The organism is Micromonospora sp. MA102 (assembly GCF_025460765.1).
Taxonomy (GTDB): Bacteria; Actinomycetota; Actinomycetes; order Mycobacteriales; family Micromonosporaceae; genus Micromonospora; species Micromonospora halotolerans.
The window spans coordinates 145,832-158,291 of record NZ_JAMWEG010000014.1 but is presented as its reverse complement, the minus strand read 5'-3'; the positions used below and the strand labels follow the sequence as shown (position 1 = coordinate 158,291).

Here is a 12,460-nt window from a genome sequence, read left to right as displayed (position 1 = left end):
CAGCCCCGCCGCTTTCGTGTCGGCCCCCTCGGCACGCCACGTCGGTGAGCGGGTTTCCGGCCCGCGTCGCTGACCGATTCTGACCATCGAGTCGAGGGTCCCGTCACGGTCGCCGGTAGCGGTGTTCCCTGGGGTTCGACCACGCGCGCGCGTTCCCGCGGCCGCTGCGGCGCCGGCCGGCGGAGCGCCTGACCGCCGGATCTTGGCGGCTCACCGGTCGGGCGAACGACAGGCCTCCCGGATCCCGAGCGGGCGCGAGCCGGGCGCCGGGGGGTCAGGTCGGCGGGACGAGCAGGGCGTGCAGGGTCGCCGGGTCGGTGACCTCGGGCAGGTCGCGGGCGGCGAGCCAGGCGGCCGCCGCCGCCCCGTCGCCGGCGCTGCGCAGCGGCGCGTCGGGCCACCCGCGGGCCAGTTCGGCGCGGACCGCGGCGGCCAGCGCGGTGTCGCCGGTGAGCAGGCCACCGCCGAGCACCACCGGGTCGGTCGCGCCGGGCGGCCGGATGCGGGAGACGCTCTCGGCCAGCAGCGCGGCCGCCTCGGTGACCAGGGCCAGGCCGGTCGGTTCGCCCTTCCGGGCCGCGGTGGCGACCAGCGGCGCGAGCCGGGCCAGCTCGACCGGCGGTCGCCGGGTCACCGCCTGCACCACCGCGTCCGCTGTCGCGCGGGGGCGGGCGGCGACCTCGGTGGTGCCGGTCAGTTCGGCGAGGACCTGGCGCGCCAGGTCGCCGGGCGGCTGGGCCCGGTCCAGGTCGGCGAGCAGGCGGCGGACCGCCTCCCGGCCCAGCCAGAACCCCGAGCCGGCGTCGCCGAGCAGCCAGCCGTGGCCGTCGGCGGTGCGATCGAGGCGCAGGTCGCGTACCTGGGCGGCGATCGCGCCGGTGCCGGCGATGAGCACGGTGCCGTCCGGGGCCGCCGTGCCCGAGGCGTACGCCACGAGGGCGTCGCCGTGGACGGCGTAGGGGCAGCGCAGGCCGGCGTCGGCCCAGGCCCGGTCGAAGGCGGCCCGGCCCTGCGGGTCGGCGAGGAGCCGGCCGGCCCCGGCCAGCCCGATGACGCCGGCACGGACCCGGGTGGGGTCGACGTCGGCGAGCGCGGCGCGCAGCGCGGCGCGGAGTTCGGCGGCGGCCCGCTCGGCGCCGTGGCTGGTCGGGTTGCCTCCGCCGGCGCGGCCCACGCCGAGGCGTACCCCGTCGAGGGTGAGGGCGGCGGCGCGGGTGGACGTACCCCCGACGTCGAGGCCGATCACGACGGTGTCCGACATCCCCTCATGCTGGTCGGCGGGGCTGCCGGGCGCAAGATCCGCGCTGTGCGCCAGGTAACAGTTTGAAAACTTCGCCCACGCTCTTGACACGGAGGGGCCTTCAGTAAGAACTTTTACCACTAACAGTTAACACTCTTTTCCGAAAGGCGTCCCATGGTTGATCACGAGGTGGACACCCCCGCGGGGACCGCGGTGGTCGACGCCGACGCGGTCGACCGGCGGGGTGCGGTGGCCGTCTCCTCCGACGGCGTGCTGGCCCGGGTCCGGGCCGGGGCGGGGGAGCTGACGGGGGCGTTGCGCCGGGTCGCCGAGCACGTGCTCAGCGACCCGGAGGCAGCGGCCCGGGCCACCATCGTGGAGTTGGCCGAGCGCAGCGGCACCTCGCCGGCCACGATCACCCGGTTCTGCCGGGCCATGGGCTTCGAGGGCTACGCCGACCTGCGGCTCGGCATCGCCGCGGAGACCGGGCGGGCCCGCTCGGCGGGCTGGACGGTCGACATCGGCCGGGAGATCCAGCCCAGTGACCCGCTGTCCCGGGTGCTCGACCAGATCATGGCCGCCGACACCCGGGCCATGCACGACACCGCCGCCCTGCTCGACCTCGGCGAGGTGGAGCGGGCGGCCGTGGCCATCGCCGGGGCCAGCCGGGTGAACATCTTCGGCGCCAGCGGCAGCGCCCTGGTCGGCGAGGAGATGCAGTTCAGCCTGCACCGCATCGGGGTGGCCGCCTGGGCCTGGAGCGACGTGCACGAGGGGCTGGCGAGCGCCGCGCTGCTCGGCGTGGGCGACGTCGCGCTCGGCATCTCGCACACCGGGCAGACCCGGGAGACCATCGAGATGCTCGCGGAGGCGGGCAGCCGAGGGGCGACCACTGTCGCGCTGACCGGCTTCCCGCGCTCGCCGCTGGCCGAGCTGGCCGACATCGTGCTGGTCACCGCCAGCCAGGCCACCACCTTCCGGCCCGACGCGCTCTCCGCGCGGCACCCCCAGCTCGTCGTGCTCGACCTGCTCTACATCGCGGTGGCGCAGCGCACCCACGACCGCGCCCACGCGGCCTTCCGGCGTACCGCCCAGGCCGTCGACGGGCACAAGGCCGAGAAGGGGGCCACCTCATGATCAGTGCCCAGCGGTACGCGGACGCCGTCCGCCCGGTGCTCGACCGGCTTGTCGACACCCAGGCGGAGGCGGTCGACCGGGCGGCCGACGTGATCGCCGGCGGCCTGCGTGCCGGCGGGGTGCTCCAGGCGTTCGGCGCCGGCCACTCCGAGGCGTTCGCCGCCGAGCTGGTGGCCCGGGCCGGCGGCCTGGTCCCGACCAACCGACTCTCCCTGCACGACCTCGTGCTGCACGGCGACGCGCCCCGCGACGTGCTCGCCGACCCGAAGCTGGAACGCGACCCGGCCGTGGCGCACCAGCTCTACGCCCTGGCGGCGCCGCAGCCGGAGGACGTGTTCGTGGTCGCCTCCCAGTCCGGCATCAACGGCTCGGTGGTCGAGCTGGCGACGCTGGTCCGGGAACACGGCCATCCCCTGATCGCGGTCACCTCGGTCGAGCACACCGCACGGGTCGCCCCGCGGCACCCGTCCGGCCAACGGCTCGCCGACCTCGCCGACGTCGTGCTGGACAACGGCGCGCCGTACGGTGACGCACTGCTGCCGCTCGAGGGCGGCGGCGCGGTCTGTGCGGTCTCGTCGGTCACCGCGGCGCTGCTGGCGCAGCTGCTGACCGCCGAGGTCGTACGACGGTTCCACCTGGCCGGAGAGGTGCCCCCTATCTACCTCTCCGCCAACGTCCCCGGTGGGGACGAGCACAACCTCGCCCTCGAGTCGCGGTACGCCGGGCGCCTCCGGCGGACCGCCTGACCCGACACCACAAGGAGAGACAAAGATGTCGGTTACCCCCGAGAACATCGGCGACCTCAGCCGCCGGACCCTGCTCCAGCGGGCCGCCGCGGCCGGCCTCCTCGCCGCCCCGGCGATGGGCCTGCTCAGCGCCTGCGCCGGCAGCGAGCCGGAGAAGTCCGACAACGGCGGCGGCGGGGCCAAGAGCAAGGACAACCCGTTCGGTGTGAAGGACGGCAGCGCCGTCAAGGTGGTCATCTTCAACGGCGGCCTGGGCGACCAGTGGGCCAAGGAAGACAAGGTCATCTTCAGCGCCAAGCACCCGAACGTCACGGTCAACATGTCTTCGACGCAGAAGATCAAGACCGAAGAGCAGCCGAAGATGGCGACGCAGCCGAGTGACCTGGTCATGAACTCGGGCGCCGACATGATGGACCGCAGCACCCTGATCAACGAGGGCGCCATCGAGCCGCTCGACGACCTGCTCACCGCGCCCGCCTGGGACAGCGAGGGCACGGTCGCGGACTCGCTGCTGCCGGGCACGGTCGGCGACGGCACCCAGAACGGCAAGTTCTACGTCGTGAACGTGGCGTACACGGTGTGGGGCAACTGGTACAACGCGGCGCTGTTCAAGAAGGAGGGTTGGCAGGCGCCGACCACCTGGGACGAGTTCTTCGCGCTGGCCCCGAAGATCAAGGCCAAGGGCATGGCCCCGTACGTGCACGACGCGCTCCACGGCTACTACCCGCGCTGGGGCCTCATGGCGAGCATCTGGAAGACCGCCGGCAAGCAGGTCATCGTCGACATCGACAACCTGAAGGAGAACGCCTGGAAGGCCGACGGCGTGCTCAAGGCGCTGGAGCCGTGGGAGAAGCTGGTCAAGGACAAGCTGCTCCTCCCGGGCAAGCTCGACCACACCCAGTCGCAGCAGGCCTGGCTCGACGGCAAGGCGGCGTTCATCCAGGTCGGCACCTGGCTGAAGAACGAGATGGCGGCGACCATCCCGCCGGGCTTCGAGCTGACCCTGTCGGACTACTGGCACAACGCGGACGACAAGGCGCCGAAGGACGTGTTCGCCGCGTCCGGTGAGGGCTTCGTCGTGCCGAGCAAGGCCCCCAACAAGGAGGCCGCGAAGGAGTTCCTGCGGGCGATCCTGTCGAAGGCGGGTTCGGCCAAGTTCGCCGAGCTGACCAAGTCGCTGGCCTCCACCAAGGGCTCCGGCGACAACGTGCAGGACACGGCGCTCTCCAGCGCCAACAACCTCATGAAGAACGGCGGCAGCGAGCTCATCTCCGTCAAGTTCCAGGACTTCTACGCCGACCTGGACAAGGAGAGCCAGAACCTCTCCGAGGAACTGATGGCCGGCCGGCTCACCGCGCAGCAGTTCGTCGACAAGATGCAGGCGGCCGCCGACAAGGTCGCCAAGGACTCGTCGATCAAGAAGCAGACCCGCACCGCCTGATCCGACGGAGAGAGTGAGTCCTATGCGGCACGGAGTCGCGCGTTTCGTCACGGGCTTCCTGGCCCTGCCCGTCGCGCTGTACCTGTTCTACGTGGTGTGGCCGTTCGTGCAGGCGGCGGGATATTCGCTGACCGACTGGGGTGGGTACTCGGACTCCCAGCGCTTCGTCGGGCTGGACAACTACGTCCGGCTGTTCTCCGACGAACTGATCCGGAAGGCGTTCTGGCACAACGTTTTCTTCCTGGTCACCGTGCCGCTGTTCACCATCGCGCTGGCCCTGTTCCTCGCGTTCCTGCTCAACGTGGGCGGACGCGAGGACAGGGCCGGCATCCGCGGGGTGTTCGGCTCCGCCCTCTACAAGGTCATCTTCTTCTTCCCGCAGGTGCTGTCGCTGGTGGTCATCGCCGTCATGTGGCAGCAGATCTACCGGACCGACAGCCAGGGCCTGATCAACGGCCTGCTCATCAAGATCGGGCTGGTCGACGCCGACAACCCGATCGCCTTCACCGCCGACCCGGAGCCGTTCCTCGGCATCCCCGCGGTGCTGTGGTGGCTGCTGCTCATCGCGGTGTGGAGCGGCGCCGGCTTCTACATGGTGCTCTTCTCCGCGGCCATGCAGTCGATCCCGAAGGACATCTACGAGGCCGCGATCCTGGACGGGGCGGGCCGGTTCCACACGTTCTTCCGGGTCACCCTGCCGCTGCTCCGGGACACCATCTCGGTGGCCTGGGTCTACCTGGGCTTCATCGCCCTGGACATGTACGCGCTGGTCTTCGTCATGACGCCGAGCCAGGGCGGCCCGAACCACGCGAGCGAGATCTTCGCTTCGGTGATCCAGTTCAACGCGTTCCAGAAGGGCCAGTTCGGCTACGCCTGCGCGATCGCCGTGGCGCTGGCCATCTTCACCATCCTGCTGGCCGCCGTCCAGTTGAGGATCACCCGTCGTGAGCGGATCGAGTTCTGAGGAGGCCTGGACGATGAGCACGGTGACCCACACCTCCGACCAGAGGCGACCCGGCGCGGCGCCGCCGGCCGGCCCGGTGGCGGACCGGCGGGCGCGAGCCTCCGGCGGCATCGGCGGCCGGATATTCAACGGCTTCTCACACCTGTTCCTGGTGGTGTGGGCCGTGATGGTGATCTACCCGCTGCTGTGGGTGGTGATGTCCGCCTTGAAGACCGACTCGGAGGTGATCCGCGAGCCGCTGTCGCTGCTCCCCAGTTCGCTGCAGTGGGACAACTTCGCCCGGGCCTGGTCGGCCGGGATCGACAGCTTCTTCCTGAACACGCTGCTCGTGCTCGTCTTCAGCGTGACCCTGACGATGCTGCTGGGCTCGATGGCGGCGTACGCGCTGGCCCGCTACGAGTTCCGGGGCAACCGGCTCATCTACTGGATGTTCCTGTCGGGGCTGACCCTGCCGATCTACCTCGCCGCGGTGCCGCTGTTCAAGGGCGTCTACAACATGAACGTGGTGTTCCCGCTGCTGGGCCCGAACAAGCACCTCACGCTGATCCTGGTCTACGTGGCCTGGTCGCTGTCGTTCACGGTCTTCTTCATGCACTCGTTCTTCCGGACGCTGCCCGACTCGATCGCCGAGGCGGCCATGGTCGACGGCGCCTCGCACACCCGGACGTTCTTCAGCGTGATGCTGCCGATGGCCAAGCCCGGCCTGATCAGCATCGGCATCTTCAACGTGCTCGGCCAGTGGAACCAGTGGTACCTGCCGACCCTGCTCATGCAGTCGGTGGCCGGTGAGCCGAAGCACCAGGTGATCGCCCAGGGGCTGATCGAGCTGTCGGTCAACCAGGGCTACAAGTCCGACTGGTCCGGCCTCTTCGCCGGGGTCACCATGGCGATGCTGCCGGTCCTGATCGTGTACATCGTGTTCCAGCGCCAGGTGCAGTCCGGCCTGACGGCCGGCGTCAGCAAGTAGCTCGGCGACCCGCTGCCCGGTCCCTCCGCCGCCTGTCGGAGGGGCCGGGCAGAATCGCGTCCGTGCCGGTGGCGGTGGTGGCGGACGAGCGGGGCGGCGGGGTGCTGCAACCGCTGGACGACGCTGGGCGCCCGACCGGCCCGGCCGAGCCGGTGGCCGACCTGGCGGCCGCGGTGGCCGCCCGGGAGGCCGCCGACCGGCCCCGCTGGGTGTGGGCCACCGGCGCGACGCTTTACCCGGCGCTGCTGCGCGCCGGCGTCCGGCTGGACCGGTGCCACGACGTCGAGCTGACCGAGGCGCTGCTGCTCGGCCACGCCGGCCGCTGGGGCGAGCCGCGGTCGCTCGCCGCGGCCTGGGCGCGGCTCACCGGGGCGCCGGTCCCGCCGGACCCGGCGCCCCGCCCGCCGGAGCCGCCCGGCCACGGCCAGGGCGCGCTCTTCGACGCGCCGTCCGGCCCGCCCGGTCCGGGCATCGCGGCGTTGACCAGGGTGTACGCGGACCAGCTCGCCCGGGTCGCGCGGACCGGGCACCCCGGCCGGTTCCGGCTGCTGGTGGCCGCCGAGTCGGCGGGCGCGCTGATCGCCGCCGAGATGGGCGTGGCCGGCCTGCCCTGGCGCGCCGACGTGCACGACGCGATCCTGGCCGACCTGCTCGGCGAGGCGTCCCCGGTCGGTGGGCCGCCCCGCCGGCTGGCCGAGCTGGCCGCGCGGATCGCCGAGGCGTTCGGCGTCCGCCAGCTGCACGCCGACTCCCCGGCCGAGCTGCTGAAGGCGTTCGCGCGGGCCGGCGTGGAGCTGCCGAACACCCGGGCCTGGTCGCTGCGGGGGGTGGAGCACCCGGCAGTGCCGCTGGTCCTCGAATACAAGGAGCTCTACCGGATCTGGACGGCGCACGGCTGGGCCTGGCGCGAGGCCTGGGTCTCCGGCGGCCGCTTCCACCCGGAGTACGTGCCCGGCGGTGTGGTCTCCGGCCGCTGGGCCACCCGGGGCGGCGGTGCGTTGCAGATCCCGAAGGTGATCCGGCGTGCCGTGGTGGCCGACCCGGGCTGGACGTTCGTGGTGGCCGACGCCGGCCAGCTCGAACCGCGGGTGCTCGCCGCGGTCTCCGGCGACGAGCGGCTGGCCGCCGCGGGCGGCGCCGGTGACCTCTACGCGGCGCTCGCCCGGGACGCGTTCGCCGGTGACCGGGCCCGGGCCAAGGTAGCCCTGCTCGGCGCCATGTACGGGCAGACCGGCGGCGCCGCGCTGCCCGCGCTGGCGGTGCTGAAGAAGAACTACCCGACCGCGTTCGGCCACGTCGAGGCGGCGGCCCGCACCGGTGAGGCGGGCGGGCTGGTGCGGTCGTGGCTGGGCCGCACCTGCCCTCCGCCGGGGTCGGTCGGCTTCGGTGACGGCGACGAGGCGGTGGTCGACACCGGGGCGGATCCGCAGAGCCCACGGGCCCGGGCGGCCCGCTCGCGGGGGCGGTTCACCCGCAACTTCGTCATCCAGGCCACCGCGGCCGAGTGGGCGTCCACGCTGCTGGCCACGCTCCGCACCGAGCTGGCCGGCACCCGGGCCGAGCTGGTCTTCTTCCAGCACGACGAGGTGATCGTGCACTGCCCGGCCGAGACGGCCGAGCCGGTCGTCGCGGCGGTGCGCGAGGCCGGGGCGCGGGCCACCCGGCTGCTCTTCGGCGAGACCCCGGTCCGCTTCCCGCTCGACCTCTCCGTCGTGGACTGCTACGCCGACGCGGCATAGCCACGCAATTTTCCGATTTGCCCCGCTACCCGCTACCGCGCCCCCGGCGCGCTCGTTGGGCCCGGTGTGCGTACGACGGGACGGACCGGGCGCTGCTGCCTCCGGCCCGTCCCCCAGGTCGAGGGGGCACCGCTGAACCGGATCGCAGGAATGATCATCGCCGCAGGTGGGGGTCGCCGCATCGGCGGACCCGAGGCGCTGCTGCACCAGGGGGAGAAGCCCCTGGTCCGCCGGATGATCGACACGATGGCCGAGGCGGGCTGCGTGGAGGTCGTCGTCGTGCTGGGCGCGGCAGCGGACCAGGTGCGGCAGACCACCGACCTGGCCGCGGCCACGGTGGTGGTCAACCGGGCCTGGGGGACCGGGGTCGGCTCCTCGATCCGGGCCGGGCTGGCCGCGCTGACGGACGAGACCATCGAGGCCGTCGTCGTGGTGCCGGTGGACATGCCCGGGCTCACGGCCGCGGCGGTCCGCCGGGTCGCCGCCCTGCCGTACCCGGACGTGCTGGTCTGCGCCACCTACGACGGGCTGCGCGGCTACCCCATGCTGTTCGGCCGCCGGCACTGGGCCGGCATCGCCACCCTGGCCAGCGCCGACGTGGGCGCCCGGCCGTACCTGCTGGCGCACAAGGACCAGATCGTCGACATCGCCTGCGACTCGGTGGCCGACGGCAGCCGGATCGACAGCCCGGAACTGATGGCCCTCTACGGCCTCAACATCCCGGAGCAGCGGGTCGCGTCCGAAGTGGGCTGAGTATCCGTACGGATGTGCCACGTGGGCGGCCCGACCAGACTCGGGGCCATGCGTCGACTCGCCACCGCCCTGCTGTGCCTGGCCGTGCTCGTCGGGTGCGCCAGGCCGGGCCAGCTGCCCGCGACGGACGGCGGCCCCGCCCCGGACACCGGCTGGACCACCTACCAGGCTGACGTCACCGCCGTCCGGGTCGGCGCCGACCCGCGCTCGCTCGCGCTGACCGTGGCGCTCCTCGCCGAGGCCGACGGGTGCTCCCGGAATCCGCGGATCACCTACCTCACCGAGGAGAACAACCGCATCTACGCCAACGTGGTGCAGGACTCGCGCCTGTCGGGGGTGGTCGGCGCCTGTCCCACCCACACGCCGGGCGAGGTGACGTTGACGACGCCGGGGCCGATCGCCGACCGGATCGTCGTGCTGAACCAGGAGCCGTGGAAGCGCGACGGCGCGGAGTACCACCGCTGCCACGCGACCTTCGGCTGCGATCCGATGCCGACGGACCACTGTGACCCGGCCTGGATCAGCGTCGCGGTCCGGGGGATGGACGTGTCCCGGCACTCCGTCGGCTCGCCGGAACGCTGCGACGGCACGTGGCTGGTCATGACGGTGCCGTTCGACCCGGTGCCGTGCGGCGCCGAGGCGCGGCCGGGCTGCGACGCCTCGGTCAGCGTGCGCCGCTACTTCCTGCGCTGGGCCGGCCCGCGTGGCTGGGCCACGATCGCCGGCTCGACGGAGGGCGGCTGCGGACGCGTCCGAACCGTCGAGCCGGCCTTCCCGCGGAAGCTCTGCGCCGACCTGCCCCGGCCGTGACCGGCCGCAGTTCGCCGGTGCACCGGTGGCGCTTCGCCCCGATCTGTCCGTCCGGGTGGTCCACCGAGGCTCCGCCGGGTGCCAGGATGCGGGGATGCCGTATGACGAGGACCTCGCGAACCGGGTACGGGAACTGCTCGGGCGGGAGCCCGGGCTCGCCGAGAAGCGCATGTTCGGCGGCCTGGCGATGATGGTGAAGGGCAACATGGCGGTGGTCGTCCGCGGTGCCGGCGGCCTCATGGTCCGCGTCGACCCGGCGGAGTCCGAACGGCTGGAGGCGGAGCCCGGCGCGCAGGCGACGGTGATGCGGGGGCGGCCGATGCGCGGCTGGATCACGGTGGACCCCTCGGCCTGCGCGGGCGACGCCGAACTGGCCCGGTGGGTCGATCGCGGCGTCCGCTTCGCGGCGACCCTGCCGCCGAAGTAGAGCCCGCGCCTAGGGCCGGCCGCCGGACGGCCGATCGAGACCGAGCCGGTCGGCGAGTTCGCCCGCCACCGCCGCCAGCGCCGCCGGCGCCGGTCGCCGGGTCACCAGGAAGAGGGTGAAGCGGCCCGGCACCGGCGCCGCAGCGACCTGCTCGTCCGGGGCCGCGTACGCGAGCGCGAGCCCACGCGGCAGGACGACCGGGCAGCCGAGCAGCCGGCCCATCCGGACCGCCGTCTCGCCCGTGGCCGCCGGCTTCGGCCGGGCGCCCAGCGCGGAGAGCCGCCGGTGCAGGGCGTCCGCGGACGCGTCGTAGCTGTGCGCCACCACGTCGAGGCCGGCGAACGGCCGGCGCCCGGGTCCGAGCCGTACCCCGGGCGGGGTGAGCAGGGCCAGCCGGTCGGCCGCCACGGGTGCCGCGACGGCCGTGGCCGGCAGCCGCATCTGGTTGGCGACCGTGACGAAGGCGGCGTCGAGCGAGCCCTCGCCGACCCACTCGACCAGGCGGTCACCGTGATCGGTGACCTGGTGCACCGTCGCGCCCCGGAGCAGGTCCACGAGTGCGGGGAACAGCCACGCGGCCAGGCTCGGAAAGGTGCCGGCGCTCAGCACCTCCCCGCGCGCCGCCGCGCGGGTCCGGTCGACGATGCCGTCCAGGTGATCCAGCACGTGGGCCGCCTCCGCGGCCAGCGCCCGGCCGGCCGGGGTCGGTCGCGCCCCCGTGGTGTCCCGGTCGAAGAGCCGCTCGCCGATCCGCCGCTCCAGCGCCGCCAGCCGGCCGCTCGCGGCCGGCTGGCTGATCCGCATCTCGCGGCCCGCCGCGCCGAGGGAGCCGTGCCGCGCCAGCGCCGCCACGAGCCGCAGATCCTCGACCGTGGGTAGGGAACTCATAGGCCCAGGTTATGAGTTGAGCCGCCGTTTCACCAGCTACCGGCGGTCGGGACGGGGCCACATCATCGAACCCGTGAACTTCCGCCGGGACATCGCCGCCATGCTCACCACCACCTTCGTCACCTGGCTGGGCCAGCGCACCACCGCCGTCGCGCTGCCCCTGGTCGCGCTCGCCGAGACCGGCTCCGCCTGGACCACCGGCCTGGTCGGCGGCGCGGTCGGGCTGCCCATGCTCACCTCGGCCTGGTGGGCGCGCGGCCTCCGCCAGCGGCTGACCACCGGGCGGGCCCTCGCCGGGGTGCTCGCGATCCAGGTGCTCGGCCTGCTCGTCATCCCGGTCGGCGCGGCGGTCGGCGCGGTCGGTCCGCTGCACCTGGCCGCCGCGGGGCTGATCACCGGGGCCGCCACCACGCTGAGCGGACCGGGCCAGCGGGCCCTGCTCGCCGACGTCTGCGACGGCGCCGACGTCGCCACGCGCATGCTGGCCTGGCAGGACTTCGCGCACCGCAGCACCATGGTCCTCGCGCCGCCACTGGCCGGCTGGGCGGTCACCGCCGGCGGGCCGCTGCGGCTGCTCTGGGCGGAGGCGGCCGGCGTCGCCCTCGGCGCGATCCTGCTGCTGGCCGTCCGCGGCGGCGCCGCGCCCGCCGCCGAGGACGCCACCGGCGCACCAGCCCTCCGGCAGGTGCTGGCCCGGCACCCCGAGGTACGCCGTGCCGTGACCATGGCCGGGGTCGGCGGCCTCGCCTGGTTCGCCTTCACCCTCGGTCTCGCCATCCTCGGCGCCGAGACGGGCCGGCCCGGGCTGCTCATCTCGGCCGGCATGACCGGCTACGGCGCCGGCTCGCTCGCCGGCGCGCTGGTCGCTCCCGCGCTCGTACCCCGGCTGCCGCCGCTGGCCACGACGGCGGCCGGCTGGATCCTGCTCGGCGCGACCTTCGCGGCGCTGCCCGTGTTCACCGCGTCGCTCCCGCTGATCGCGGTCGTGGCCGCCGTGGGCGGCCTCGCCATGCCGCTGGGCATCGGCGCCGTCAACCGCCTGATCACCACCCGCACCGAGGGCGCGGAACGACGGGCCGCCTTCGCCGTGGAGAGCCTGGTGCACGACGGCGCCGTCTCGATCGGCCTGCTCGGCGGCGGGGCGGTGATCGGCCTGGCCGGCGCGGGCCCGACGCTGGTCGTGGCGGGCGCCGCCCAGGTCGCCGTCGGGCTCCTCGCCGGACCCTGGCTGCGCCCGCTGCCGAGTCGGCTCCGAGCGGCGGAGCCCGCTCCCGACCGCGTGGGGCGGGACCGGGTGGCCGTCTGATCGCCGGACTGCTGGAACTCCTCGCCAGACGGGCAGCCACGT

12 protein-coding genes are annotated in these 12,460 nt (G+C 73.8%); 10 read left to right on the top strand and 2 right to left on the bottom strand.

Going from position 1 to position 12,460, the window contains the following annotated elements:
- Positions 1-274: 274 nt before the first annotated feature.
- Positions 275-1,261 carry an N-acetylglucosamine kinase gene (locus tag NFX44_RS24935; protein WP_262286019.1) on the bottom strand — a complete coding sequence of 329 codons (987 nt, stop codon included), beginning with the start codon at positions 1,259-1,261 and terminating at the stop codon, positions 275-277.
- A gap of 153 nt (positions 1,262-1,414) precedes the next feature.
- Between NFX44_RS24935 and NFX44_RS24930 the strand changes: the two genes are divergently transcribed.
- From NFX44_RS24930 to NFX44_RS24890, 9 genes are all read left to right on the top strand, one after another.
- Complete coding sequence (locus NFX44_RS24930) at positions 1,415-2,377, top strand: MurR/RpiR family transcriptional regulator (protein ID WP_262286018.1); 963 nt, start codon at positions 1,415-1,417, stop codon at positions 2,375-2,377.
- Positions 2,374-3,123 (top strand): SIS domain-containing protein, encoded by a 750-nt coding sequence (locus NFX44_RS24925; protein ID WP_262286017.1) that lies wholly within the window; start codon positions 2,374-2,376, stop codon positions 3,121-3,123. Before NFX44_RS24930 ends, NFX44_RS24925 begins: the two co-directional genes overlap by 4 nt.
- 25 nt (positions 3,124-3,148) lie before the next feature.
- Entirely contained in the window at positions 3,149-4,564 is a 1,416-nt protein-coding gene (gene ngcE, locus NFX44_RS24920; RefSeq protein ID WP_262286016.1) for an N-acetylglucosamine/diacetylchitobiose ABC transporter substrate-binding protein, read from the top strand.
- A gap of 22 nt (positions 4,565-4,586) precedes the next feature.
- A complete protein-coding gene (locus NFX44_RS24915) occupies positions 4,587-5,528 on the top strand; it encodes a carbohydrate ABC transporter permease (RefSeq protein WP_262286015.1) in 942 nt (313 codons plus the stop codon).
- A gap of 13 nt (positions 5,529-5,541) precedes the next feature.
- Positions 5,542-6,495: a carbohydrate ABC transporter permease gene (locus tag NFX44_RS24910; protein ID WP_262286014.1), complete on the top strand. Its 954-nt coding sequence runs from the start codon at positions 5,542-5,544 to the stop codon at positions 6,493-6,495.
- Positions 6,496-6,527: 32 nt separating this feature from the next.
- A complete protein-coding gene (locus NFX44_RS24905; RefSeq protein ID WP_262286028.1) occupies positions 6,528-8,234 on the top strand; it encodes a bifunctional 3'-5' exonuclease/DNA polymerase in 1,707 nt (568 codons plus the stop codon).
- Between the two features lie 150 nt (positions 8,235-8,384).
- On the top strand, positions 8,385-8,987 hold the full coding sequence (locus NFX44_RS24900; RefSeq protein ID WP_262286013.1) for an NTP transferase domain-containing protein: 603 nt from the start codon (positions 8,385-8,387) through the stop codon (positions 8,985-8,987).
- Positions 8,988-9,035: 48 nt separating this feature from the next.
- Positions 9,036-9,797, top strand: a complete 762-nt coding sequence (locus NFX44_RS24895) for a hypothetical protein (RefSeq protein ID WP_262286012.1) — start codon at positions 9,036-9,038, stop codon at positions 9,795-9,797.
- A 94-nt stretch (positions 9,798-9,891) separates the two neighbouring features.
- Positions 9,892-10,224, top strand: coding sequence for a TfoX/Sxy family protein (locus NFX44_RS24890; protein ID WP_262286011.1), 333 nt, complete (start codon positions 9,892-9,894; stop codon positions 10,222-10,224).
- A gap of 9 nt (positions 10,225-10,233) precedes the next feature.
- Here NFX44_RS24890 and NFX44_RS24885 read toward each other — a convergent pair whose 3' ends face one another.
- Positions 10,234-11,112 (bottom strand): LysR family transcriptional regulator, encoded by an 879-nt coding sequence (locus NFX44_RS24885; RefSeq protein ID WP_262286010.1) that lies wholly within the window; start codon positions 11,110-11,112, stop codon positions 10,234-10,236.
- A 73-nt stretch (positions 11,113-11,185) separates the two neighbouring features.
- Between NFX44_RS24885 and NFX44_RS24880 the strand changes: the two genes are divergently transcribed.
- Entirely contained in the window at positions 11,186-12,418 is a 1,233-nt protein-coding gene (locus tag NFX44_RS24880) for an MFS transporter (RefSeq protein WP_262286009.1), read from the top strand.
- Positions 12,419-12,460 lie beyond the last annotated feature (42 nt).